This window comes from Sphingomonas sp. PvP056 (assembly GCF_040549155.1).
In the GTDB taxonomy this organism is placed as follows: domain Bacteria; phylum Pseudomonadota; class Alphaproteobacteria; order Sphingomonadales; family Sphingomonadaceae; genus Sphingomonas.
This window is the reverse complement of the sequence record NZ_JBEPST010000004.1, coordinates 378420-404609: the sequence shown is the minus strand read 5'-3', so window position 1 is coordinate 404609 and position 26190 is coordinate 378420. Positions and strand designations below refer to the sequence as shown.

At 65.0% G+C, this 26190-nt stretch carries 18 protein-coding genes; 4 read left to right on the top strand and 14 right to left on the bottom strand.

Annotation, left to right across the window (positions count from 1 at the left end; translation table 11 throughout):
- Window positions 1–34 precede the first annotated feature (34 nt).
- The 11 genes from ABIC17_RS12415 to ABIC17_RS12365 all read right to left on the bottom strand — a co-directional run bounded on the left by ABIC17_RS12415 (window position 35) and on the right by ABIC17_RS12365 (window position 19144).
- Entirely contained in the window at window positions 35–2500 is a 2466-nt protein-coding gene (locus ABIC17_RS12415) for a sensor histidine kinase (protein WP_354282121.1), read from the bottom strand.
- Between the two features lie 33 nt (window positions 2501–2533).
- Window positions 2534–3694 carry an EAL domain-containing protein gene (locus ABIC17_RS12410; RefSeq protein WP_354282120.1) on the bottom strand — a complete coding sequence of 387 codons (1161 nt, stop codon included), beginning with the start codon at window positions 3692–3694 and terminating at the stop codon, window positions 2534–2536.
- 597 nt (window positions 3695–4291) lie between these two features.
- The gene (gene argE / locus ABIC17_RS12405) at window positions 4292–5461 is read right to left on the bottom strand and encodes an acetylornithine deacetylase (protein ID WP_354282119.1); all 1170 of its coding nucleotides are present in this window, start codon (window positions 5459–5461) and stop codon (window positions 4292–4294) included.
- A 37-nt stretch (window positions 5462–5498) separates the two neighbouring features.
- Window positions 5499–7004: an efflux transporter outer membrane subunit gene (locus ABIC17_RS12400; RefSeq protein ID WP_354282118.1), complete on the bottom strand. Its 1506-nt coding sequence runs from the start codon at window positions 7002–7004 to the stop codon at window positions 5499–5501.
- Window positions 7001–8602: a DHA2 family efflux MFS transporter permease subunit gene (locus ABIC17_RS12395; RefSeq protein WP_354282117.1), complete on the bottom strand. Its 1602-nt coding sequence runs from the start codon at window positions 8600–8602 to the stop codon at window positions 7001–7003. Before ABIC17_RS12395 ends, ABIC17_RS12400 begins: the two co-directional genes overlap by 4 nt.
- A gap of 1 nt (window position 8603) precedes the next feature.
- Window positions 8604–9746, bottom strand: a complete 1143-nt coding sequence (locus tag ABIC17_RS12390) for an HlyD family secretion protein (RefSeq protein ID WP_354282116.1) — start codon at window positions 9744–9746, stop codon at window positions 8604–8606.
- Complete coding sequence (locus ABIC17_RS12385) at window positions 9743–10378, bottom strand: CerR family C-terminal domain-containing protein (RefSeq protein ID WP_354282115.1); 636 nt, start codon at window positions 10376–10378, stop codon at window positions 9743–9745. The genes ABIC17_RS12390 and ABIC17_RS12385 overlap by 4 nt, the downstream gene beginning before the upstream one ends.
- A 272-nt stretch (window positions 10379–10650) precedes the next feature.
- On the bottom strand, window positions 10651–12147 hold the full coding sequence (locus tag ABIC17_RS12380; RefSeq protein ID WP_354282114.1) for a flavin-containing monooxygenase: 1497 nt from the start codon (window positions 12145–12147) through the stop codon (window positions 10651–10653).
- Between the two features lie 62 nt (window positions 12148–12209).
- On the bottom strand, window positions 12210–16433 hold the full coding sequence (locus ABIC17_RS12375; RefSeq protein WP_354282113.1) for a translocation/assembly module TamB domain-containing protein: 4224 nt from the start codon (window positions 16431–16433) through the stop codon (window positions 12210–12212).
- Complete coding sequence (locus tag ABIC17_RS12370) at window positions 16433–18559, bottom strand: autotransporter assembly complex protein TamA (protein ID WP_354282339.1); 2127 nt, start codon at window positions 18557–18559, stop codon at window positions 16433–16435. Before ABIC17_RS12370 ends, ABIC17_RS12375 begins: the two co-directional genes overlap by 1 nt.
- Window positions 18560–18691: 132 nt before the next feature.
- Window positions 18692–19144: a MarR family winged helix-turn-helix transcriptional regulator gene (locus ABIC17_RS12365; RefSeq protein ID WP_354282112.1), complete on the bottom strand. Its 453-nt coding sequence runs from the start codon at window positions 19142–19144 to the stop codon at window positions 18692–18694.
- A gap of 80 nt (window positions 19145–19224) precedes the next feature.
- On the opposite strand from ABIC17_RS12365, the gene hppD reads away from it, so the two are divergent.
- From hppD to ABIC17_RS12345, 4 genes are all read left to right on the top strand, one after another.
- Window positions 19225–20289 carry a 4-hydroxyphenylpyruvate dioxygenase gene (hppD, locus tag ABIC17_RS12360; RefSeq protein ID WP_354282111.1) on the top strand — a complete coding sequence of 355 codons (1065 nt, stop codon included), beginning with the start codon at window positions 19225–19227 and terminating at the stop codon, window positions 20287–20289.
- A 160-nt stretch (window positions 20290–20449) separates the two neighbouring features.
- A complete protein-coding gene (gene hmgA / locus ABIC17_RS12355) occupies window positions 20450–21736 on the top strand; it encodes a homogentisate 1,2-dioxygenase (RefSeq protein ID WP_354282110.1) in 1287 nt (428 codons plus the stop codon).
- Window positions 21737–21792: 56 nt separating this feature from the next.
- Window positions 21793–22500, top strand: coding sequence for a guanitoxin biosynthesis heme-dependent pre-guanitoxin N-hydroxylase GntA (gene gntA / locus ABIC17_RS12350; RefSeq protein WP_354282109.1), 708 nt, complete (start codon window positions 21793–21795; stop codon window positions 22498–22500).
- Window positions 22497–23084, top strand: a complete 588-nt coding sequence (locus ABIC17_RS12345) for a DUF1989 domain-containing protein (RefSeq protein ID WP_354282108.1) — start codon at window positions 22497–22499, stop codon at window positions 23082–23084. Before gntA ends, ABIC17_RS12345 begins: the two co-directional genes overlap by 4 nt.
- A gap of 354 nt (window positions 23085–23438) precedes the next feature.
- Here ABIC17_RS12345 and ABIC17_RS12340 read toward each other — a convergent pair whose 3' ends face one another.
- The 3 genes from ABIC17_RS12340 to ABIC17_RS12330 are packed head-to-tail and all read right to left on the bottom strand — an operon-like array spanning window position 23439 to window position 26099.
- Entirely contained in the window at window positions 23439–24854 is a 1416-nt protein-coding gene (locus tag ABIC17_RS12340; protein WP_354282107.1) for a coniferyl aldehyde dehydrogenase, read from the bottom strand.
- Window positions 24855–24867: 13 nt separating this feature from the next.
- Window positions 24868–25350: a hypothetical protein gene (locus tag ABIC17_RS12335; RefSeq protein ID WP_354282106.1), complete on the bottom strand. Its 483-nt coding sequence runs from the start codon at window positions 25348–25350 to the stop codon at window positions 24868–24870.
- On the bottom strand, window positions 25347–26099 hold the full coding sequence (locus ABIC17_RS12330) for a prepilin peptidase (RefSeq protein ID WP_354282105.1): 753 nt from the start codon (window positions 26097–26099) through the stop codon (window positions 25347–25349). Before ABIC17_RS12330 ends, ABIC17_RS12335 begins: the two co-directional genes overlap by 4 nt.
- Window positions 26100–26190: the final 91 nt, after the last annotated feature.

The window sequence follows — 26190 nt, the reverse complement described above, 5'->3', positions numbered from 1 at the left end:
GCGATCCATCCGACTGCATCGGCCCTCTATCGGATTACGCAGCCTGCGAAACAACCCCGGAGATTGGGGATTTTTGCGTGCCTGGATCGCGGAACAGCCGGTCCGACAGGATATTTCCGGCGATCGGTTTGGCGATGACTTGATCGATGCCCAGAGCAGCAAAGTGAGCAAGATCAGCGTCTTTCGGAGTCGACCACAATAAGAAGGACGACACGTCGCACTGTCCGATCCGCTCCATTGCGGCGTCCGAATCGACCTCGGCACGGATCGTCGCCTCGTCGACGAGGATTCGGCTGATGCCGCCGCGCGCCAGACGATCGAGCGCTTCGTCGACCGATGCGGCGAACACCACCGTCCCGGCCCGCGCCTCCAGCAAGGCGCGCAGCATGCTGCGGGAGATCGGGTTGCGGTCGACGATCAGCAGCGCATCCTGCGGTTGATCCGCCGCCGCTTGGAGCGATGCCGGGTCCGCTGCATGGACGAGCGGAATGCGGACGGTGAAGGTCGATCCTTCGCCCGGAACGCTCGCCACCGATATGTCGCCGTCCATTGCGCGCGCGAGGTTCCGACAGATCGAGAGGCCGAGGCCAGTCCCGCCGAACTTGCGCGCGGTTCCGGCATCGGCCTGACGGAAGGATTCGAAGATCAGGTCGATCTTGTCCGCCGGAATGCCGATCCCGCTGTCCTCGACCGAGATCGCGAGCGACCCGCCTTCGTCGACCGCGCGCAGCGTCACCGTGCCCCGCTCGGTAAACTTGAGCGCATTCGACAGGAGGTTGAACGCGATCTGCCGCAAGCGCGCCGAATCACCGACGATGAACGCCGGGCATCGTGCAAGATCGAGCACGAACGAAACCCCGCGCGCGCGCGACTGGTCTTCCCACAGGCGCGATACGTCCTGCAACGTCGCGCGGAGATCGAACGGCACCGCCTCGATTGTCAGATTGCCCGTCTCCATCTTGGCGACGTCAAGGATATCGTCGACCAGCGCGCGCATCGTAATCCCCGCGCCATGCACGACGGTGATCCGGTCGCGCACCGCTGGATCGATCCCGCCGTCCGCGAGCATCACTTGCGTCATGCCAAGAATCCCGTTGAGCGGGGTGCGGATCTCGTGGCTGGTGGTCGCGAGGAACTCGGTCTTGGCGGCAAGCGCCTTGCCCAATGCGGCGTTGGTTTCCGCCAGATCGACGTTTGCCCGGCGCACCTCGTTGCGGCTGCGGCGGATCGTGACGAGGCCGAAGACGAGCATCCCCACGATGATCCCGCCCGCGATGGCAAGCCCGCCGAAGATCGTCTGCTGCGTGCGCGCGCGGAGCGCGGCGTCGTCGATGTCGCGCTGCAACTGAACCTGCTTCAATTGCGCGATCCGTGTTTCCTGGTTGGCGAAATCGAACCTCGCCGCCGCCAGTGCGCTGTTTGCGGAGGCAGACAGCTTGGACGTCTCGTCATCCAGCCGTTTCAGCGCCTCGAGATGGATCAGCGCCTGATGTTCGTCATTGAGTTGATGGTAGATCCGGTAGGCCGTCTGATGCGCGTCGCGCATATCGAGCGTGGTGGTTGTCACGTCGACGCCGTCGAAGCTCTGCTGGATCAGCCGCTCGGCCTGGCGATATTGGCGATGCTGAACTGCGGATTGGGCGGATAGCTCCAGAAAGTGACGACGTGCCTGCGCAGCGTCCTCACCACGCGAGACGCGCAGCCCTTCGGCAATCGTACGGTCTGCCAGCGCTAGCTTGCCAGCTTCCAATTGTCCGCGCGCGATATTTCGCAGCGTGCGTGCCTCCAGCATCGGGCTTTTCATCTCCCGCGCCAGTTTGAGCGCCTTGTCGTACATGACCTGCGCTTCCGCGAGCCTACCAAGCTGGTTCAGATCGATCCCGAGGCTTCCATAGATCGAAAACAGGAGCCCTGGATCACCCTTATAAACCGCAAGCGCCTCTCCATTATATCGGATGGCGTTCTTGTAATCTTCGGCCTCCTGGTAAAGGATACTGATGTTGATGAGAGATATCGCCTGACTTCGGGTTTCACCGATGTCCCTGAAGATATTGTGTGCCAGCTGATATGCCTTCAAAGCGTCCGCGAAGCTGGCGGTTGCCTGCAAAAGCCCCCCTTTTGACAGCAGAAGGTCGCCATTCAGCTTGGTCGTGATCCCTGACTGCTTTGCAAGACTGATGGCACGGTCGAGTTCGGGTGCCGCCTGGGCCGTGTCGCTCAGACGCAGATACGCTTCGGCAGTAAGCCATTTGGCAGTCGCAAGCTGCACCAAGCCTTCACGGCCTTTGCGCTTGGCCGCCACGCGCTGCGCGCCAACGGCAGATACCAACGCCTTGGAAGGGTCGACCTGCATCATCGCCTTCGTGTTCGCGATGAGGGAATCGAAATCGCCAGCGGGCTGCGTCGGTGCTGCGATCGCCGCATAAGCGTTGAGAATGCAGAACAGCCCCATCACCATGAGGGCGATGCTCGCCTTGATCTGTGAGTGCGTCGCTTTCAAGCCCAACGGATCAGTCCGATCATATCGCCGGAGTCACGCACGCTTCCAGAAACTCGCCGGCTGCGCAAACGTACCACGACACGACTCCCGCCACGAATCGGCCGAATAGTCGCGAAGAAACTGCCGGAACAGGTCGAGCGAAACCGGCCTGCTGATCAGATAGCCCTGCACCATATCGCACCCCATGACCGACAGCAGGGCCAAGGCAGCCGGAGACTCCACACCCTCGGCGGTGACCTCCATGTCGAGCGCATGCGCTAGGTCGATCGTTGACCGCACGATCAGAGGATCCCGATTACTGCTCGTCAGATTGAGGATGAACAGCTTGTCGATCTTGAGTTCTTTTGCCGGCAGCTGCTTGAGGTAGGCCAAAGACGAGAGTCCGGCGCCATAGTCGTCGATCGCAATGTCGATGCCGGCTGCCGCAAAGGTATTGAGATTGGCAATCGCGCTCAACGGGTCTTCGATCACTGCCGTCTCGGTAATCTCGAAACCAATCCGGGCGTCGCACAGGTCCATTCGCTCGCAAACCGCGGCTACGAACGCATCGTCGGACAACAACTGGCCGGAGATATTGATGAAAAACCGCAGGTCATGGCCATCGCCATGGACCAGTGCCTGGTCCTCGATCACCCGATCCAGAGTCCATAAGGTCAGGGCGGCAATTTGCCCGCAGTCCTCGGCGACGGTGATGAAGTCCCCCGGGCCGATAAGCCCGCGAATGGAATGGTTCCACCGGACCAACGCCTCGCAACTGCCGATCTCCTGGCGCCGGACATGAACCTTGGGCTGGTATTGCAGGAACATCTCACCGTTCGCGATCGCCGTCGGCAGATCCTGCATGAGTGCCAATCGGTCGAATGCCGGTGCGTCGAGAGAAAGGTCGCGGACCGCAAGCCCTCCGGCGGAGCGTGCCTCATCGAGCGCACTCTCAGCCTCCTCGATCAGGCGAACCTCTTCCACTTCACCGTGTGGCGTCGCGGCGACCCCGACGGCAATGCACGGCCGGCAAGCCCGTTCATCAACCGCGAGAGATCCCCGACAGACGCGCAACACTGTCGCCGCTGAAACAGCCACATCCGCGAGCGCCGCCGCTGCAAAGGAGAATGCAATCGTTCCGCGCCCCGCCGACGCTGCGTCGACATATCCCAGGCCGACAATCCGCTCCAACAGCAGCTGGAGCAGTTCGTTCATGCGCCGAACGCCTACTTGGCGGCGCAGAACCGTGAAATTCGATATCTCGCAAATACCGACCGCCTGCCATTCATCGTGCTGGCTGGCGGAACTGTCCCGCTTCAAGACAGGCGCTTGCTGCGTGGCAGGGCTAGGACGTGCGCCTTCGCTGCGCTCAGCCGACGCGTTTCCCTGAGAGTGGCTCACACGTTCCGGCATTCGCTCACGCTAATCTCGAAGGTTGAACGAACGGTTAAGCGCGTTCCGAGGCAGGCTCTTTTCCAGCGAAAACCAGATTGCCACAACCTTAAGATTCTATTAACAAAAATTCGTGCCCAACTGAGCACACAACTGGAGAAGAGCAATGGTTAAGTTCATCCTCGCGCTCGTCTGGGGCGAGAGCACCCGTCCTTGGTAAGCTAATTCGTCGGCTTGGCGGAGCAGTGCACGAAGTACATTCGCCGCCTGTTAATCGCCAAGCCGTTTCGACCGCCGACGTTTTTGGCCCGGCGGGGTGTAAAACATACGAATTACTGCATTGAATTAGCGCACTAATTGTAAAGTCCCTCCGCTCCTGGGCTACCAGACTGTAATCGCGCGACAAAAGCATTTCCACAGTCACGCCAACGCCTCCGCCAAACGCGCCATAAACGCTGCGCCGCGCTCCATTTGCGACAGCGCGATGAATTCATCCGCCTGATGCGCCTGTTCGATCGATCCGGGCCCGCAGATGATCGTCGAGAACCCCGCTCCCTGGAATTGTCCCGCTTCTGCTGCATAGGCGGCCGCGCGCGTCGGACCATTGTCCCCCGCCAGCCGCCGCGCGAGCATTTCCGCAGCACCATTCGGCTCCGGCGCGAAGGACGGGGTGGCCGATCGCCGAATCACCGCCACGCCTGCATCGGGAAATCGTTCCCTCGCAATGCGATGAGCCGTTTCGCAGGCGTCCAGAAATGGGACAATGATGGTGTCGGGATTTTGCCCCGGCGGCGTTCGCAAATCGAACGTAAAGGTGCATTCGCGCGCCAGAATGTTGACCGCGGTGCCGCCTTGCATCAGCCCGATCGTCAGCGTCGCATGCGGCGGGTGATAGGGTGACGCCGGGTCGCCGTGCCGCTCCAGTTCAAGTGCGATCTGCCGCAGACGCTCCATCAGTTCGACCGCGATCATGTTCGCCGACAGGCCGAGATGCGTCAGGCTCGAATGCGCCTCATGCCCCGTCACCGTCACGCGCCAGGTGGAGATACCCTTGTGCCCGCTGACCACTTCCATGCTGGTCGGCTCACCGACGATCACCGCAAGCGGCGCAGGCAGGTCCGAGACCAGTTCGCGGATCATCGACGGTGCTCCCAGACAGCCGACCTCCTCGTCATAGGAGAAAGCGAGATGAATCGGCCGCGCCGACTCCCCGCGCGCAAACCCGGGCACCGTCGCCAACGCGAGCGCCAGAAACCCCTTCATGTCGCACGTGCCACGCCCGAACAGTCTGTCCCCGCGCCGGGTCAGCACGAACGGGTCGCTGCTCCACGCCTGCCCGTCGACCGGCACGACATCGGTATGCCCCGACAGCACCACCCCGCCGGCAACCGCCGGCCCGACCGTCGCGTACAGGTTCGCCTTTGTCCCTTCCGGATTGGCGACCCGCCGGCTGGCGACGCCGTGCTCCGACAGGAACGCTTCGACATATTCGATCAGCCGCAGGTTCGAATCCCGCGAGGTCGTATCGAAGCCGATCAGCGCCTCAAGATGGGTCAGCGCAGCGGCGTAGAGCTGGTCGGCAGTGTCCATACCCTTGGTTCTAGGCACGTATTAACCACTTTGCCAATCACCCTGTCGGGGTTGGCACCGGTTCTTCCCAGCCGCCGCCGATCGCCTTGAACAGCGCGGCGGTATCCTGTCGCAATTGCGCGTTGCTCGCGGCGAGCTGTTCGCGCGCGGTCAGCACGCTGACTTGCGCATCGAGCAAGGACGTCTGCGTCACGAAACCGGTGCGATATTGCGCCTCGACCGAGCGCGCGGTCGACTGGGCGTCCGCGACCGCGCGTTGCAGTGCGGCGTTGCGCGCACGCTCGGCATCGATCCGCGCAAGCGGGTCCTCGACGTCGCGCAGCGCGCCGAGCACGGTGGTGCGATATTGCAGATAGGCCTGTTCGCGGTCTTCCTTGCGGATCCCGATCGTCGCCTTGCGGCGTCCCCAGTCGAGCAGCGGGAATTGCACCGCGCTCGTCCCGGTCAGCTGCACGCTGTTCCCCGCGACGAGCGTGGCGAGCGAGGTGGACAGCAATTGCGCGATCCCGGTCAGGTTGAACTTGGGATACAGGTCCGCGACCGCGACGCCGATGTCGGCGGTCGATGCCGCAAGCTGCCGCTCCGCCGCACGCACATCGGGGCGCCGCCGCAGCAGATCCGACGGAAGCCCCGCCGGCACCACCGGAAGCGCGACCAGCGGAACGCCAGGCCGCGTCAGTTCGCCGTCCAGCGTCTCGGGCTCGACCCCGAGTAGGATACCGAGCGCATGGATCCGCACCCGCACGTCCGCCCGGATCGGCTCGAGCCGCGCCTGTGTGCTGGTGATCGATCCGCGTTGCCGCGTGACGTCGATCGACGGCACCAGCCCGACCCGCGCGATATTGCCCGCGATATCGAGCGAGCGCTGTTGCGACACCAGCTCGCTCTGGATCACCGCGATCTGCTCCTGGTCGAGCCGCAACGCGAAATACGCCTGCGCGACTTCGGCCGCGAGCGTTACCGCGGCATCACGCCTGGTCCATTCCGCAGCCTCGACCCGCGCGCCCGCCGCCTCGACACCGCGCCTGCCGCCGCCGAACAGGTCGAGCTCCCAGCTCGCATCGAACCCGGCCGAGAAGGTCGTGATCCCGCTTCCCGGAAGCGCGAAACCCGAGCTGCTGCCAGCACCACTCCCGGTGCCCGTGCCGCCGCCGTTTCCACCGGAGAAGGCTTGCGCGATCGACGCGAGCCCGGCGTTCTTGCTGAATTCGATATGACTGACGTTGCCCGCCGCATCGAGTGTCGGCTTGCCCACCGCGCGCGCGGACACTTCCTGCAACCGCGCCTGCCGTACGCGTGACGCCGCGATCGCGATGTCGGGGCTATCCTTCAGCGCGCGATCGACCAGCGAATCAAGCTGCGGATCGCCGAACGCCGCCCACCAACGCGCCGGATCGACCTGTGCGCCCGGCGCCGGGGCAAGCTGGCGTTCGGCGAAGGCGGGCGGGACGGCGAGCTTGGGCGCGGTATAGTTCGGCCCGACGGTACAGCCCGCGAGCAGGGTACTGCCCAGCAGCGCGAGAGAAAAAAGCGAGCGGGTCAATGGGCCATGCCTCCACCACCGCCACCGGACTTGCCGGAGCGCATCAGGAATACGAGCGGTGCCACGACAAGCACCACGATCATCAGCGAACGAAACACGTCGAGGAACGCGAGCATCGACGCCTGGCGCTGGACCGTCTGGTACAGCACCGCCATTGACGTCGTCGCAGGATCCCCCTGCCCGCCAAACGCGCCCTGCGCCCTTTGCAGCCAGTCGGTATAATTGGGATCGAGTGGGTTGAGCTTCTGGACGAGTTCGGACTGGTGCCGTTGCTGCCCCGACGCGAGCAGCGTCTGTGCGGTCGAGATGCCGATCGACCCGCCGAGGTTACGCGCGATGTTGAGCAGGCTCGATGCCTGCGCGGTCTTGTTCTGCGGCAGCCCGACATAGGCGACCGCGTTGATCGGCACGAACAGGAACGGCAGCGCCATCGCCTGGAACAGACGCGCGATCGCGGCATTGTGGAAGGTGATGTCCGCGTTCAGATGCGTCATGTTCCACAGCGCGAACGCCTGGACCAGCAACGCCGGGAACAGCATCAGCCGAACATCGACCACACCCGACAGCCTTCCGGCGAACGGCACCGCGACGAGCGTCGCGATCCCGCCGAAGGTCAGCGCCAGCCCTGCCTGGAACGACGTATACCCCAGCACCTGCTGCAACATCTGCGGGATCAACTGGGTCGTCCCGAACAGGATCATCCCCGTGATCCCCATGATCAGCAGCGTCAGCGAGAAATTGCGGCTCTTGAGCAGCTTGAGGTCGATCACCGGCTCGTCGTGATTGGTTTCCCAGAAGCCGAGCGCGACCAGCGACACGAACGAAATGCTCGCGGTCGCGATGATCAGCGAACTGGCGAACCAGTCCTCGCGTTCGCCGCGATCGAGCGTGAGTTCGAAGAAGCCGAGCCCCAGCACAATCAGGATGATGCCGACGTAATCCACCCGGATCCCGCGCGCGAGCAGCTTGCGCCGGTCTTCCTTGATCGCGTCGGGTTCGTCGACGAAGATGTTGACGAGGAACACCGAGGCGATCCCGATCGGCACGTTGATCAGGAAGACCCAGTGCCAGCTCGAATTCTCGGTGATGTATCCGCCGAGCGTCGGCCCGAGCACGGGGCCGACGACGACGACGATCGCAAAGGCGGCAAACGCCATCCCGCGTTGCTTGGGGGGAAAGGTATCCGCCAGGATCGATTGCTCGACCGGCGCGAGGCCACCACCGCCAATGCCCTGCAGCACGCGCGCGATGACCAGCGTCGTCAGGTTGGGCGCGAGCCCGCACAGCAACGACGCGAGCGTGAACAAGGCGATCGACAACAGAAAGTAGCGTTTCCGCCCGATCACGTCGGACAGCCAGCCGCTGATCGGGATGACGATCGCGTTGGCGACGAGGTAGCTGGTCAGCACCCACGTCGCCTGATCGTTGGAGACCGACAGGCCCCCCGCGATATGATCGAGCGCGACGTTGGCGATCGAGGTGTCGAGCACCTCCATGAACGTCGGGATACTGATGATCCCCACGATCAGCCACGGGCTGTAACTGCCCGCGCCCGATCGCGACGGATCCCATCCATCCTGCCTTGCGGCGGTTGCCACCTCAGCGGACCTTGACCGTCGGGATCACCGACATGCCGGGGCCGAGCGGATATTTGCGCGGATCGGGACCGTTCTTGGCGTCGAACTCGATCCGCACCGGAACGCGCTGGACGACCTTGACGTAATTGCCCGTGGCGTTCTGCGGCGGAAGCAGCGCGAACGCCTGGCCCGCGCCGCGCTGGACCGAGTCCACGCGGCCGACGAACTTGACGTCGGGATAGGCGTCGACCTTGATCTCGACACGCTGGCCGATCTTCATGTCGCGAAGCTGCGTTTCCTTGAAGTTCGCGGTTACCCAGACGTGATCGGGGACGATCGCCATCAACTGCGTGCCCGGGCCGACATAGGAACCGACGTTGACCGAGCGGTTGACCACCTGCCCCGACACCGGCGCGACCAGCCGGTTGTCGCCGAGCGTGATGTTCGCCTGCTCGACCGAAGCCTTGCGCGCATCGATCACCGCGCGCGATGCGTTCACCTGCTTGCGCGCGACGAGGATGTTGGCGTCCGCACTGTCGATCTGCTGACGCGCGGCGGCGGCATCCGCCGCGGTCGAGCGCGCGGTCGCGCGGGCGGCGTCGAGCTGCTGCCCGGCTACCGCCGACGGATCGATCCGCAGCAACGCTTCGTAGCGCGCGAGATCCTGCTGCGCCTTCGCCGCCGTCGCGAGCGGCGCGCGCGCCGAGGCGACCGCCTGGTCACGATTGGCCTGCGCCGCGGCGACTTGCGCGCGGCTTTGCTCGAACTGTGCTTCGGCCTGCTTCACATTGGCCTGCGCCTCGGCGACCTGTGCGCCGGTGCTCGACGCTTCGATCACCGCGAGCAACCGCCCCGCCTCGACATGCCGGTTGTCGATGTCGGCGACCGCCTTGAGCGTTCCCGCGACCTTGGGCGCGAGCCGCACGATATGCGCGTCGACGAACGCGTCATCGGTCGATTCGTACTGGCGCGCGTCGAGATAATAGAGCGTTCCGCCGATCGCGACCGTCGCGACCACCGCGATCAGGATGATCCAAAACAGCGGCTTCTTGAAGATCGACGGCTTCTTGGGCGCGTCGTTCTTGTCAGCACTGTCCTGGCTATCGTTCTGCTTGTCCGCCTCCTGGGCGTCGTCCTGCTTGGCGGCGTTTTGGTCGTCGCTCATGGAAGCTCCTGTCGTTCGGCGATCATGCGGTCGAGAATGGCGTCGGTATTGGCCGCGATCCGCGCGGCGAGCGCGGTCAGCGCATCGGCATCGAGGCTCGGGCGGCGCAGCAATTTGAGCGCGGTCGCGCGGGAGGCGCGCAGCATGACGATCTGGCCCATCAGCGTGAGAACCGCGACCTCGCAGGCGAACGGATCGTTGCGTCCCGTCGCGATGCGCACGAGTTCGACGATCGTTTCGAGCAGCTTGCCCATCAACCCGCCATAGATGCGGTCGAACGCCTCGGTCGGCTCCATCTGCTCGCGCACGATGAACAGGGAGAACGCGCTGTTCTTGGTGCCCATCGTCTCGATGAAGCGCGCGAGGATGTGCTGGATCGCAGTCCGCGCGGCACTGGCAGTCATGCCCGGCGACAGCGCGCCGAGCTCCAGCGCGGGGGCCATATGCGCGCCGATCTGCGCCGCGATATGGTCGGCAGCGGCAAGGTACAACCCTTCCTTGCCGCCGTAATGATAGGTGATCGACGACATCGCCGTCCCCGCCGCCTTGGCGATCCCACGCGTGCTCGCGCCCTCGAGGCCCTTGGCCCCGAATTCGGCGATCGCAATGTCGAGGAGTCGTTGCTGCAGCACGAATGCGCCTCTAGTTCGATCGAACGAACAGGGCAAGTTGCGATGCAGCAATGCGCGAGAAACATTTGGTTACGGGTTGGGTTCCGGGGTTACGCGGTTACCTTTCCCCTCTTTGCGCTTCCTCCCTCCTTGCGCTCTCCCCTCTTTGCGCTTCCCCGGCGAAGGCCGGGGCCCAGTCGAAATGGCCAAGGTAACGAAGCGCAGCCTATCACCTTCATCCGGTCCGCTACTGGGCCCCGGCCTACGCCGGGGAAGCGGCAACACAGAGAGGATCAGGCCGCTTCCTTCCGCGACGCGCCCTTCTGCGCAGGCACCGGATTGGAAAACTCCATCCCGTCATCCACCGACCCGTATTTCAGCGCGAGCAGATCGCGCGCGTAATTCTGGTGGACGCGCCACGGGGCCTTGCTCCCCTGCTTGGGAAACTTCGCCATCGCCCGCGTGACATAGCCCGAGGTGAAATCGAGGAACGGCGCAGGCGCAAGATCCGCCCCGCCAACCCGCGGCGTGGCTTGGCGCAACCCGCGCTTCTTCATCGTGTTGAGCAACCGGCAGACATAGCCGCAGGTCAGGTCCGCCTTGAGCGTCCACGAGGCGTTGGTGTAGCCGAACGACGACGCCATGTTGGGCACGTCGCTGTACATCATCCCCTTGTAGTTGAACGTCTCGGTCAGATCGACCGGCACCCCGTCGACGCTGAACGCGACGTCGCTCAGCAACTGCAGTTCCAGCCCGGTCGCGGTGACCACCACGTCCGCCGGAAGCTCGGTGCCCGACTCCAGCAGCAGCCCGTGGCGGGTAAAGCGCACGATCCGATCCGTCACGACCGATGCGCGGTCCTGCTTGATCGCCTCGAACAGGTCGGCATCGGGCACGAGGCACAAGCGCTGATCCCACGGATTGTAGCTCGGCGTAAAATGCGTCGCGACGTCATAGTCGGGCCCGAGCTGATCGCGCACCAGCCCGATCAGCCGTTCCTTGGTCTGCGCCGGCCGTTTGCGCGCAAGATTGAAGAACAGTATCCCCATCAACACGTTGCGCCACCGCACCAGCCGATAGGCGAGCTTCGCCGGCAATTTGCGCCGCAGCCAGTTGGCCGCCGCATCCTCCGCCGGGCGCGACACAACATAGGTAGGAGAACGCTGGAGCATCGTCACATGCGACGCACTGTCCGCCATCGCGGGCACCAGCGTCACCGCGGTAGCGCCGCTGCCGATGACGACGACTTCCTTCCCCGCATAGTCGAGGTCACCGGGCCAGAATTGCGGATGGACGATTCGCCCCGCAAACGCCTCGGTCCCCGGCCATTCGGGCGTGTGCCCCTGCGCGTAATTATAATAGCCGCTGCACATGAACAGGAACGCGCAGGTAAACACGACCGGCCCGCCCGGCCCATCCGCCTCGACTCTCCAGCACGCATCCGGCGTGGACCAAGCCGCGCGCTTGACGTGATGCCCAAAGCGGATGTGCCGATCGATCCCGAAATCGCGTGCAGTTTCGGTCACGTAGTTGAGGATCGAAGGCCCGTCCGCGATCGCCTTGGCCTCGGTCCACGGACGGAACGAATAGCCCAGCGTGTACATGTCCGAATCCGACCGGATCCCGGGATAGCGGAACAGGTCCCACGTCCCGCCAAGCTGCGCACGCCCCTCGAGGATGACATAGCTGCGATCGGGGGACTGCGTCTGAAGGTGATATCCCGCGCCGATCCCGGATATCCCGGCACCAACCACGACCACGTCGAAATGCTCTGCCGTGCGCTGTGTCATCATCGCTCTCCGAGGGTCATGATTATGTCATATCAGACCCTCGGGGAAGCATTAGGTTGCGATCAGAAATCCTTTCTGTAGCGCACCGTGACGTTCGACCCACCGAACGACCCGGCCTGCGACAGCACGCTCAGCGTCTTGGTCAGCGAAACCTCCAGCTGCGTTGCGGTAAACCCGCGCGCATCGGTGATCACTTCGACATAAATGTCGTCGGTTAGATACTTACCTGCCGCAAGCGACGTGCCCTGCCCGGTCGCCTCATTCGCGCCGAGCACGCGCAACCGGTCGATTCCGGTTGCCGAGCGCAGCTTGCCGAGCGGGTTGAGACCACCCCCCGACCCGCGCAGCGAGTTGAGCGCCGAAGCGAGCTGGACCGCTTGGATCGCCGACAGGTTGGTCACCGAGCTGCCGAACAACAGGCGGCTGAGCACTTCGTCCTGCGGCAACGCCGGGGTCGAGGTGAACGCGATCTGCGGACGCTGCCCCGTGCCCGTCACGTTGATCGTGACTTCCACGTCGCTCGTCGTGGTGGTCGCACTGATGTCGATCACCGGATCGGTCAGCGCCCCACCGTCGAAGCGAATGTCGCCCTTGGTGACTTCGAACCGCTTGCCCGCGAACGAATAGGTACCGCGCACCAGTTGCAGGCGCCCGAGGATCTGCGGTGCTGCCGACGTACCGGCGACACGCATGTCCATCTCCCATTCGGACTCGAGCCCCATGCCCGACACGAACAACTGATTGTCCGCCCGGATCCGGATATCGAGCTTGAACAAGCCAACCGGCGCTTCCGCCTTGGGCGCGGCAGCATTCTTGACCAGATCACTCTTACGGCGGACCCCCGTCAGTTCGGCGACTTCCGCCTGCCCCTGACGGATGATCTCATAGCGTGCATTGGGGATCGTCAGGTCGCCCTTGATCAGCCCGCCATTCGCCTTCGAGTTGGTGATCGCGATCGTGCCGGTTGCGGTCGCACCCAGCGCGTCGCTCCGCGCCAGCCGCGCATTGTTGAGCGTCGCCTGGATATCGATTGGGAAACCCGATGCCGCCGCGAACCCGACCGAGCCGCGCGCTTGGACCGTGCCCTCGCCTGCGCGTGCCGACAGCTGCGTGATCTCGAGCCGATCGTTGGTGAACCGCCCCGCGATCTTCATCTGGCTGAGACGCGTGCCATAGACTTCATTGTCATAGTTCAGCGAGTCCGCCCGGATGACCCCGTTCATCTGCGGCGCATCGACCCGGCCATTGAAGTCGGCAGCGATCGCGATCGCCCCCGACAATTGCTGACGGCTGAGCCCGGCGAGCGAGAACAGCACGCCCGACGGACCATTATAGCGAATGCCCCCCGAAAGCGGCGCCGCCATCAGGCGCGAGACCCAACTGTCGCCACCACCAAGCGGCCGCAACGTAGCGACCATCCGGCCCACCGTCGTGCCGCCACGCTGGACGAGCGCACGCGCTTCGCCGCCCGCGTCGGTCAGGCCGATCTGGCCGACCACGTCGACCGGCTCGGACACGCTGGCCAGGCTGGAGCGCGTGAAGTTGGCGATACGGAACTGGCCCGCGATCTTGGGGACCGAGGCACCACGCGGCTGCGCATAGTCCATCGACCCCGTCACCGCACCACCGAGCCCGAGATCCGGAACGAAGGCGTTCGCCACCGACAGGTCGAGCTTATCGAGCCGCAATTGTGCGGACAGGCCGGAACCATAGACCGCGGCGACGCGCGCCGAGCCATTGTCAAAGTCGATCCGCGTCGGCTGGAGCCGGTAGGTCGACCCGTCGATATCGATCCGCGCGGGGTTGGCGGTGCGGAAGCCGATGCCATTGGCCTGGCCCTGAAGGGCTGCCAGCCACTGCTTGGGGCTGAGCCGCGCGTTAGCCGCAAGGCGGAACGGCACGCCGTTCGACCCGGCAGCGACAAGCTGCGCGGTGCCCGAGCCACCGGCGTAGTTCACCTTAGCGCGTGCGGTCGAAATGACCGTCGGGCCGTAGCGCAGATCGGCAACCTGTGCGTCTGCGACGACTTGCGGCGTCGGGGTAAGGATCGCGCGGGCGTTGACGATCGCGCGACCGATCGTGAAGTCGACCATCCCCGGGATCTTGGCGTTGCTCGCGCGCGCCGCGACATCGACCTTCTGATACTGGCCCTGCGCGCCGAGCAAGGCGGCCCCGCTGATGCCCGAACCCGCGAAAGTAATCCGCCCGCCGAACGGCCCTGCCGCAAGCTGCTGGACACGACCCTTGAAGTCGATGCCCGCAAAGCGCGCATTACGGATGTCGACGGTAAGCGGTGCCGCGGGCACCACGTTGAGATCGGCGCTGAACGGACCATAGTTGGTCCCCCCCTTGGCGACGACGAGGTAGCTCGACCCCGTTCCGCGGACACGGGCCTCCAGATTCACGAGCCCGATCCCGACACCCGGACGCGGTGCGCGGAGCAATACGACCGGCTTGGTCGCGGTGCCCGTAACGCGCGCGAACAGCGGGCCATATTGGGTGGAATAAGCGTCCGCATCGACCGCGAGCGGCCCACGTGGATCATAGCGCCCTTGCCCGCGCGTCACGCGGAACTGGGGTGCGTTCATTCGCAGGTTGCGGAAGGTGATGATCCCGTTCGGATCATAGCCGACATCCGCCGTCACCGCAGCGTTGCCGCCGAGGAAGTTGCGCGCGCCTTCGTTGAAGATCTGCGACGTGCGTGCCGCGACGTGCGCGGTGATCCCGAACCCGCCGGGCATGGTGACGAGCTTGGCGTCGGTCTTGAGGCTGACGATCCCGAAGCTCTCGACTCGGTAATCGTTGACCCGCCCGTTGAGCGCGGCGCGATACGTGCCCTTGGCGAGATCGGCGACGACCAGCGCGGTCGCATCGATCTTGCGCGAGCGGATCCGCAGATTGTCCGACAGCACCTTGCCGTTGGCGATCGCGAAGCTGCCGTTGATCGCAACCGCATCGAGCAAGCCGCCCGCCGCGGCGTTAAGGCCGGTAACCCGCGCGGCACGCGCCGCGACCGGGATCACGATGTGGTCCGCGTTCACGCGCGCCAGACCCGAGGCATAAAGCTGCTGCACGGCGGTCTCGCCGAAACCGAGCACGCCTGCGCTGATGACGTAATTGACCGTCGGGGTCGCGAACTTGCCGTCGAGCACGACGCGCGCATTGACGTCACGTCCGTTGAGGTTGGGAAGGATCGCACCGGGCTTGAGCAGTTTCGCTTCGACCGCGAACTGGCCGAACGCGCTTTGTGCAAGATCGATCAGACCCTTGGCGTTGACCGCCATCGCGTCCGACTTGAGCGCGACGACCGTATCGACCTTGCGCTCGTTGAGCCGCGCATCGATCGACACGTCGAGTGCGGGCGCGGTGATCCGTGCGATCGGGTTGGTCGGGGTCGCCTCGTCCTTGGGCGCGCCGCCGGGATAGAGTCCGGGCTTGGTCGTCCCGCGCACCTGGAAGAAGCCGTTGCGGGCGGAAAGGTTGAGGTTGGCGAACTGTGCACCGCCAAGTGTTCCGGTCGCCTTGCCGGTCCACGCGCTCCATGCGCCCTTGCCGGCGATGGTGAAGTCGAGCGGAGCCTTGAGCCCACTCATCTCCGCGACGACGCCGCGTGCGGGCGCGATGATCCGTGCGTCGATCCCGAGCCGGTTGGCGTCGGGTACCGCGTCGAGCTTGAGCCGCAACGTGTCGCCACCCGCGATGCCGGGGCCCGTCAGCGCATCGACGTTCGCGGTGATTTGCGCACGCTTGTCCGCGATATGCGTCGCACCGTCGATCTTGATGATGTGCGCCGAGCCCATCACGGCCTTGCCCAGCACCATGCGGTTGACGGTCAGGCGACCGATATCGATGTCGAGATCGGGCAGGATCGGGGCATTGGGGTCGGTCGGCGTCGGCTTGAACACCGGCGAGCGCGTCATCGTAATGAGGTTCGCCTGCGCCGACAGGACGTTGACGTGGTTCTTGACGTAATCGAACGGCCGCCAGTCGACCGCGATCCGCGGCGACGACAGGAACACGCCCTGCGGATCGCTCACCCGCAGGTCGTTCAGCACCATCTTGCCGTAGATCGATCCCTCGATCCGACCGACGCGGATGTTGAGCCCGCCTGCGGTTTTATAATCCCCGATGAAATTGGCGATCACGCGCCGACCGGGCGCGGTATCGAGCCCGAACACGATCCCCATCGCCAACAGGCCCAGCACGCCGAGCGTTACTGCAATCCACTTGATGATCCGCTGCCACAACGGGCGCCGTGCAACGACGGCGGTCTCTTCATCCGCCATCAGAAGGCTTGTCCGATCGAGATATAGAGCGCGACCTTGCCGTCGCCCGGGCGTGGATTGAGCGGGGTTGCGACGTCAACGCGCATCGGCCCGAAGTTGGTATAGAAGCGGCCGCCGATGCCCGCGCCGAAGCGCAGGTCCGATCCCTTGGGCAACACGCTGCTATAGGCGTTGCCGGCGTCGATGAACGGCACGATCCCGTAATTGCCGAAGCGATAGCGTGCTTCCAGCGCAAACTCGTTGATGCTACGTCCGCCAACGGGGTTGCCGTCGGGGTCGAGCGGCCCGAGCCGCTGATAGCCATAGCCGCGCACCGATCCGCCGCCGCCGCCATAATAGCGCCGCGACGGCGCCAGATCGTCGCGATCGATCCCCGGGATCGATCCAGCGCGCACACGGCCCGCGATCACGATGCTCTGCCCGACCGGATAATAAGCGCTCGCCTCGATCAGCGTCCGCGCATACGGCCGCACCGCGCCGCGCACTGAACTCTCGGGGCTGACGCTCAGCTTGAGGCGATAGCCCTTGGTCGGGTTGAGCAGACTGTCCGACCGATCGAACTGGACCTGCCCCGGCAGCGCCGCGATGAAGTAGGTCCCGCGGACGCGCTCGCCGCGGTTGAAGTCGTAAACGCTCTCGTTCGTGCCGACGAGTTCGAAACCGTAGGCATAGGTGAACTTCTTCTGCCAAAGCGGCGTCGAATCGTACGAGATCCGGCCCGAAAGCGTGGCGGTGAAGGCGTCGAACGCGTCGTAATTGGAGTGGTTGACGCCAGCCGTCAGTGTCACGGTACGATCGCGGCGACCTGCGTTGGAGCGGCGGAACGTCCCGCTCACGCCCTGTTCCTGCGTCCCCACGACCGCAGTCCCGATCAGCGCGCCCTCGGGCGGGAAGACGTTGCGATGCGTAAACGCGCCCTCGACCCGCACGCCCTGTCCCGTGCTATATCCGCCGCTGACCGACAGCGAGCGCGGCTTGCCGCGCTCCTGCTCGACCAGCAGATTGACTTGCTCGGTCCCGTCCGGGTTGATGTTCCCGGTCGGCTTGGGTTCTACCGAAACGGTCGAGAACAACCCCGTCGCGACCATCGCCGCGCGCAGATCGTCGACCTTGCGATTGTCGTACAGTTCCCCCGGCTTGAACCGTTGCAACACCCGGACATGATCCGCCCCAAAGGCAAGCCGCCCCTCTGTCGTGGTCGTCCCGAACGACGACCGCGCGCCGACTTCGACCGGCAGCGTATAGTCGCCCGTGCCCGCCAGATCGTCGAGCAGGATGTCGCGCTCGCCGACCTTCGCAAAGGGATAGCCCTGCTGCGGCAAGGTCAGCGCGACGTTCGCCTCGGCACCCTGCACGCGCAAAGCGTCGATCGGCTCGCCGACCTTGAGCGGCAGCGCGTCGCGGATCAGCGTCGGCGGGATCGTCGGATCCGCCTTCACCACGATCGTGCCGAGCTTGTACTGCTTGCCCGGCGTCGCCGACACGACCGCCTTGACGCGAGTCTTGTCGTTGGGAACCGTTTCGATCGTCGAAACCGCGGTGCCATCATAATAGCCCAGGCTCTTCATCAGCCGGATCGCGAGCTGCTCGTCCTCCCGCCCGCGCGCAGCGATGACGGTGCCGTTGGGGGCCTTGCCCTTGCCGCCCTTGAGCGCGGACAAGCCATTGAACTGCGCGGTCAGCTTGAGTGGGTCGAGCCCGCGGATCACCGTTTCATAGCGGATCTCGGGGGCCTTCTCGTCCTTGACCGCAACGTCGACCAGCGGCGTGGTGTCGTAGCTTGCAAGCGGCTGAAGCGGCTGCGCGATATCGGCGGGAATGTCGGGCGCAGGCGTCGTCGTGACCGGAGCCCCCTGCACTGGAGCCCCCGCGACAGGCGCAGCGGGCTGCGGCGCGACGGGGGTGCCCGATGGCGTGACCGGGACCGGGATCATCGGCTCGAGCGGTGCGTTGATGTCGTTACTGAGCGCAGGGAGCGCCTTGTCGAACTCGGGATCGGACACGATCGGCGGCTCGGACGCCTGCCCGGCACTTTGCCCCACGCCAGTCGGTGCCTGTGTCGCAGGGGATGGCGCCTGTTGCAGGCTTGCTACCGCGATGGCGAGAAGCCCGCTCGAATACGCCAATGAAATCAAGACTTAAACTTCCCCACTTCGCACGAAGTCCGGTTTTGTGGTCCTTCGCTCAGCGTCCCTAACGCGCGAAACGAAAATGGTTTCCGCGCAATTCCACATCCTGCTGCCAGTTGCGACGAACCGTTAGGCACGCTCCGCATCGAACGGTGCTGCCGAGCTTTCCAGCCGGTCGAGCATCGCCCGAAAGCTCTTGATCTCGGCCGCGCTGAACCCGGCGAAAACACGCGCTTCCAGTTCGAGCGCCTTGGGCGCGACGCTTTCGTACAGCGTCCATCCCGCATCGGTCAGCGTCAACAGGTGCGATCGCTGGTCGTTCGCATTGGGCTTGCGCTCGACCAGTCCCCGCTCGACCAGCGTGGCGGCGGCGCGACTGACCGTCACCTTGTCCATCCGCGTCGCCAATCCCAGCGCCTGCTGCGTCGCACCCTCGCTCTCGGCGATGATCGCGACCAGCCGCCATTCGGGGATCTTGAGCCCGAACAATGCCTGATACGTGCTCGCCACCGCCGCCGAAACGCGGTTCGACACGATCGACAGGCGATACGGCAGGAACTGGTCGAGCTTGAGCGTCGTCATGGAACAAGGGGATAAGGGATGGACCGTGGTTGGCAAGGCCGCTATATCGTTACATCTGAAACCATCTCGGAGCCGATGCGATGACTGCCACCGAAAACCCGATGGGCCTGAACGGGTTCGAATTCGTCGAATTCACCTCGCCCAACCCCGAGGCGATGGCCGACCTGTTCGTCAAGATGGGCTTTACCCATGTCGGCAACCACAAGTCGAAGAACGTCCGCCGCTATGCACAGGGCGACATCAACTTCCTGCTCAACATGGATGACGCGGGCCAGGTCGCGGGCTTCCGCGACACGCACGGCCCCTCGGCCAATGCGATGGCGTTCCGCGTTGCCGACGGCGAAGGCGCACTGAAAATGGCGGTCGAGCGTGGCGCGGTCGCCGTGAAGGGCGCAGTCGGCCCCGACGAGCTCGACCTCCCCGCGATCGAGGGCATCGGCGGCGCAAACCTGTATCTGGTCGATGAGAAGTCGCGGATCTACGAGACCGACTTCACCCCGGTCGAGGGCGCGGGCGTGGACGACAACAGCGTCGGGCTCCACACGCTCGATCACCTCACGCACAATCTCCAGCGCGGTCGGATGGCCTATTGGGCGGATTATTACGAGCGGATCTTCAACTTCCGCCAGATCCGCTATTTCGACATCGAGGGTCAGGCGACGGGCCTGTTCTCCAAGGCGATGACCGCGCCCGACGACAAGATCCGCATCCCCTTGAACGAAAGCCAGGACGAGCATTCGCAGATCGAGGAGTTCATCAAGGACTATAAGGGCGAAGGCATCCAGCATCTCGCGCTCGCGACCGACGATATCTTCAAGACGGTCGATACCTTGCGCGCGAACGGCGTGCGGTTCCAGACGACGCCGCAGACCTATTTCGACCTGATCGACAAGCGGCTGCCCGGGCACAACCACGACGTCGAGGAAATGCGCAAGCGCGACATCCTGATCGACGGTGCGCCCGAGACGGGTGGCGGGCTGCTGCTGCAGATCTTCACCGAGAATATGGTCGGGCCGATCTTCTTCGAGATCATCCAGCGCAAGGGCAATGACGGCTTTGGCGAGGGGAATTTCAAGGCGTTGTTCGAAAGCATCGAGCTGGACCAGATCCGGCGTGGCGTGGTGCCGGGGGCGGTTGAGGCTTGAGGCTTTGATGGGGGCGGTCTCTGCGAGGCCTCCCCCACCCCAACCCCTCCCCTCAAGGGGAGGGGCTTTTCGGTTGCGCTCGTCTTATAGCCCCTCCCCTTCAGGGGAGGGGTTGGGGTGGGGCAGTAACGAGCACCGCCCCCAATAATTGGAGAGCGAAATGACCAACCCCATGACCGGCTTCAACAACCACTTCGCCACCGAAGCCATCCCCGGCGCGCTCCCCATCGGCCGCAACTCCCCCCAAAAACCAGCGTTCGGCCTCTACGCCGAGCAACTCAGCGGCAGTGCCTTCACCACGCCGCGCCACGAGAACAAGCGCTCCTGGCTGTACCGCCTCCGCCCCTCAGCGGCACACCCCGCCTTCACGCGCTACGAGGGAGCCCTCCTCTTCGCCCCCGGCACCGCAGACGAACCGCTCGCCCCCAACCGCCTCCGCTGGGGACCGCTCGAACCACAAGACGCCGACTGGCTAGACTCGCTCACAACAATGCTCGTCGCCGGCGAAGGCCCGAAGACGCAGACCGGCGTCGCCATGCACATCTACCGCGCAACCAAGGACATGGTGAACCGCGCGTTCGTCTCGGCTGACGGCGAACTCCTGATCCTCCCGCAACAAGGCCGCCTCACCCTCTACACCGAGCTCGGAAAAATCGACCTCACCCCCGGCGAAGTCGCAATCATCCCGCGTGGCGTGCGCTTCCGCGTCACCCTCCCCGATGGCAGCGCGCGCGGCTATGTCGCGGAGAACCACGGCGCGCCGTTCCGCCTCCCCGACCTCGGCCCGATCGGCGCGAACGGGCTCGCCAACCCGCGCGACTTTGAGACGCCGGTCGCCTGGTATGAGGACGTCGAGGGCGACTACGAACTCGTCCAGAAATTCCTCGGCAGCCTGTGGACGACCAACCTCGGCCGCTCGCCGCTCGACGTCGTCGCGTGGCACGGCAATTATGCGCCGTGCAAATATGATCTCGCGCGGTTCAACACGATCGGCAGCATCAGTTTCGACCATCCCGACCCGTCGATCTTCACCGTCCTCACCTCGCCCAGCGACGTGCCCGGTACCGCCAACGTCGACTTCGTGATCTTCCCGCCGCGCTGGATGGTGGCGGAGGACACGTTCCGCCCGCCGTGGTTCCACCGCAATACGATGAGCGAGTGCATGGGCCTCCTCAAAGGCGAATATGACGCCAAGGCCGACGGCTTCGTCCCCGGCGCGCTGTCGCTTCACAATCAGATGAGCGGCCACGGCCCCGATGTCGCGACGTGGGACGCGGCGAGCAACGCGCCCCTCGCACCGCGCAAGATCGACGGCACGATGGCGTTCATGATCGAAAGCCGCTGGGTCTTCACGCCAACCCGATTCGCTGCAGAAACGAGTGCGCTCGACGAAGATTACGATGCGGCCTGGTCTGGTTTCCCCAAAGCGCAACTTCCGAAGGCTTAACTCTTATCAGCATGAATTCGCGGAACTGGCATCCGACGCAAGAGTCTTGTCTGTCTATGCCTACGCCCCAGACCCCCCTGTTCCCCTGGAAACACCGTGCGCAGCACGACTTCCAAGCTCTGCTCGACGCGCATGTCGCGGAGGCCGACTTTCCCTGCGTCGGTGCCAAGGCCGCGCTTGCCAAGGGAACACTGTCCGTCCTCGCCTGCGACCGGCTCGACAGCGCCTGGGACGATCTGCGCATCCACGACGGGCTGATGCATTTCGCCGCCGCCTATCGCAAGGATCCGGGGCTGTTTCGCAGCTTCGCGGTGATCTTCGACGGCCCGGACGATTTGACCGAGCAACAGTTCGAGGCCGCACTGTGGCAACGCGTGCAGTCGATTTCGGACAAGGACGTCTGGCGCGGGCAAGGCTATGACACGACCGTCAGCACTGATCCCGACAGCCCACATTTCTCGCTGAGCTTCGGCGGCGAAGCGTTCTTTATCGTCGGCCTCCACCCCCATGCCAGCCGCCCCGCGCGCCGCTTCGCGCGCCCGACCATGGTGTTCAACCTGCACGACCAGTTCGAGACGCTGCGCGCGCAGGGCAAATATGAGGGCATGCGCGAGAAGATCCTGACGCGCGACGAGGTCCTCGCGGGCTCGCGCAACCCGATGCTCGCGCGCCACGGCGAGGTGAGCGAAGCGCGGCAATATAGCGGACGCGTCGTCGACGAGGCGTGGGCCTGCCCGTTCCGTTATTCGGGCGCGCCCGAATGAGCGACGTCGTCGAGATCCCCGAACGAAGCGGGGATGCGTTCCGGCTGGCAGCGGGACAGACGCTGACCGTGATCGACCCGCGCGGGGTGCAGGTCGCGGATCTGCTCGCGTACAGTGCAGAGGATCTGGCCGAGGTCATCTCGTCGGGCCGGACGCTCGATTATGCCGAGACGATCTACCTGACGACCGGCAATCTGCTGTATTCGAACCGCTCGCGACCGATGCTGACGATCATCGAGGATACGGTCGGGCGGCACGACTTTCTGCTGACGCCGTGTTCGTACGACACGTTCCACCATTTCTATCCCAACCTGCCGCCGCATCGCGGTTGCTTCGGCAATCTGGCGGCGGCGCTCGAGCCTTATGGCGTGAAGCCCGACATGATCCCGACTGCGTTCAACTGCTTCATGAACGTGACCGTCGATGGCGCAACGGGGAAGCTCGACGTGCTGCCGCCGATCAGCAAGGCGGGCGACCATATCGTCCTGCGCGCGGAGATGGACCTGGTCATCGGCCTCACCGCCTGCTCGGCACCGGCAAGCAATGGCGGAAGTTTCAAGCCGATCCATTACCGGGTGGATTAACCCCTCGTAGCGGCTCGCCCTTACCGCATCCCCCTACTCCTACTACGCTTCCCCGGCGAAGGCCGGGGCCCAGGAGAGGAACAGAAGACTGCAGGCGACTGGACGCAGTTACCGCGGCAATCGCTACTGGGCCCCGGCCTCCGCCGGGGAAGCAAAAAGGGGGGGGGGGAACAATCGAAACAGCCCCGCTGCTTCATCTGCCGCTCAGCAGCAGATTGCGCCTCCCCGGCGAAGGCCGCAGCCCAGGAGCGGAACAGAAGATTGCGGGCGACTGGACGCAGTTACCGCCGCAATCGCTACTGGGCCCCGGCCTTCGCCGGGGAAGAGCAGAAGAGAAAGCGACGGTAGAAAGCCCTACTTCATCTGCCGCCGTACGCTCGTCATCGTCGCCTTGCCATACGGCGGCTTCAACCCAGCCAGCTTCGCCACATCCAGCTTCGCCTGCTTGAACACCGCCTTGGCGTGGCTGAACGTCTTGAACCCGTCGAACCCGTGGTACGACCCCATCCCCGACGGCCCAACCCCGCCGAACGGCAGATCCTCCATCGATACATGGAACACCACGTCGTCGATCGTCACCCCACCCGAAATCGTCCGATCGAGCACGCGCCGCCGCTCCCCTTCGTCCGGCCCAAAATAATAGAGCCCAAGCGGCCGATCACGCTGGTTCACTTCGTCGATCGCGCTGTCGATCCCGCCCGTGTAGCTGCGCACCGGCAGGATCGGGCCGAAGATCTCCTCCTGCATCACGATCATGTCGTCGGTCGCATTCCGCACGATATGCAGCGGCATCTTCCGCGCATTCGACCCCGCGAAATCCTCGCCGCCCGGATTGACCACCTCGACCGTCGCGCCTTTGGCGCGCGCATCGTCAACCCAGTCGGCGAGCCGCTGGTGGTGCCGGTCGTTGATGATCGCGGTGTAATCCGGGTTCGCCAGCAGCGTCGGATACATCGCCGAGACCGCCGCCTTCAATCCGTCGACCACCGCCTGCTCCTGCGCCTCAGGCACCAGCATGTAATCGGGTGCGAGGCAGATCTGCCCGGCGTTGAGCATCTTGCCGATCGCCACGCGCTCGGTCGCGCGCGCTATGTCGGCGTTCTGGCCGATCAGCACCGGCGACTTGCCGCCGAGTTCGAGCGTCACCGGCGTCAGATTGTCCGCCGCCGCATGGAGGATGTGCCGCCCGATCCCGGTAGCGCCGGTAAAGATCAGATGGTCGAACGCCAGTTCCGAAAACGCCTTCCCCACCTCCGGCCCGCCACTGAAGAACGCGAGTTCGTCGGGCGCGAAGTATTTCGCGCTCACCGCCTCGAACAGCGCGGCAGTGCGCGGGGTGAACTCGCTCGTCTTGACCATCGCGCGGTTCCCCGCCGCGAAGATCCCCGCGATCGGCCCCATCACCAGATTGACCGGGAAATTCCACGGCGCGATCACGCCAACCACGCCCTTCGGCTGATACTCGACCCACGCCCGCGCCCCGAGTAACCCGAGCGGAAATTGCACCGCGCGCTTGTCGCGCTTCGCCCAGCCATCGAGCGAGCGCAGCGCGTGGCGGATCGGCGCGATCGACGCCGCGACATCGGTCAGCATCGACTGCTCGCGGCTACGGTGCCCGAAATCCTCGCTCAGCGCGTCACAAAAGGCATCGGCATTGTCCGCGATCATCGCCGCGGCGCGCTTCAACCGGTCTTTGCGGGCCGTCAGCGAAACGGGCAATTCGCTATTGAACGCGAGCCGTTGTGCCTGGAGCGTCTGGTCGAGTGTCATCCCCGTCTTCCCTTTACGTACAGCCGATCAACCCCGCCACCGGGATGACCACGCTATCCTGTCCCGTCCGGTCGAGCTGGAGGATGCCCTCCGGCACCGCCCCGCCGTCGGTGATCGAGCTGCGCGGCTCGATCCCCAGCGTCAGCTTGATCGTCGCGCCCCCACCCGCATAGGTCGTGGTTTCGGGGAAGCCGAGGGTGATCGCGCCCAGTTGCCCGGTGCGGTCCAGATCGGTGATCTTCCCCGCGATCGACAGCCGCAACCGCGCGGGATCGGTGCCCCCGCCCCCCGTGGCCATCGCGACCAGCGCACGCGTCCCGCTCGCGGTCCACAGATACGCCGCGCACCCCTTGCGCGGCAGCTCCTGCCGCGGGATCGACCCGATCGGCAGGCCGTCGACCGATGGCACGACAGGCGCGGGCGGTGGGGCCTCTTTCGGGGCGGCCTGCTGGGTCGCGGCGAGCACCAGGGCCGCAAGGATCGGAAGCGCATTCATGACGTCATCCCTACCAGCATCAGCCACGCCGGGTAAGCCGCGATCGCGAGCAGCGCGCCGAACGGCATCCGGTCGGTGAGCGTCGTGGCCCGTCCGCGCAGCGCCCCGACCACCGCGATCCCGAGCCCGACGAGCGCGGCAAACAACACCACCGTCGGCAACATCCGCCACCCCAGCCACAGCCCGATCGCCCCCAGCAGCTTGGGATCGCCCCCGCCGAGTCCGACCCGCCCGCGCAGAAGCTTGTACCCCGCCCCCACCGCCCACAAGGCGACGAACCCGACCACCCCGCCGATCAGCCGGTCATCGAGCGGAGGCGACACCCCGAGCACCCCCGTCACCAGCCCGCCCACCGCCAGCGTCACCGTCAGTACGTCGGGCAGCCAGAACGCCACCACGTCGAGCGCGCCGAGCGTCAGCAACAGCCAGCCGAACACCGCCCCCGCAATCCCGACCGGCCCCGGCACCGCCAGCCCAGCCGCGACGCCGATCAGCAGCGCCATCGCCTCGATCTGCCAATGCCGCGGATCGATCGCCGCCCCGCAACGGCGGCACCGCCCCCGCGCCACCAGCGCGCTCACCAGCGGCACCAGATCGCGCGGGGCGAGCACCACCCCGCATCCGTCGCACGCCGATCGCCCGCGCAGCACCGATCGCCCCTCGGGCCAGCGCACCACGACCGTTGCGATAAAGCTCCCGAAGATCGCGCCGAGCCCGCCCAGCAGGACCGGCCAGATCCACTCATCCATGCGGTTCGCCTCGATTTCCCGGGCCTTTCGCGGCCCGCTCCACCCGACCTATAGTTTGTAAATCGGCAATGTCGGCCCTAGATCGCACCCA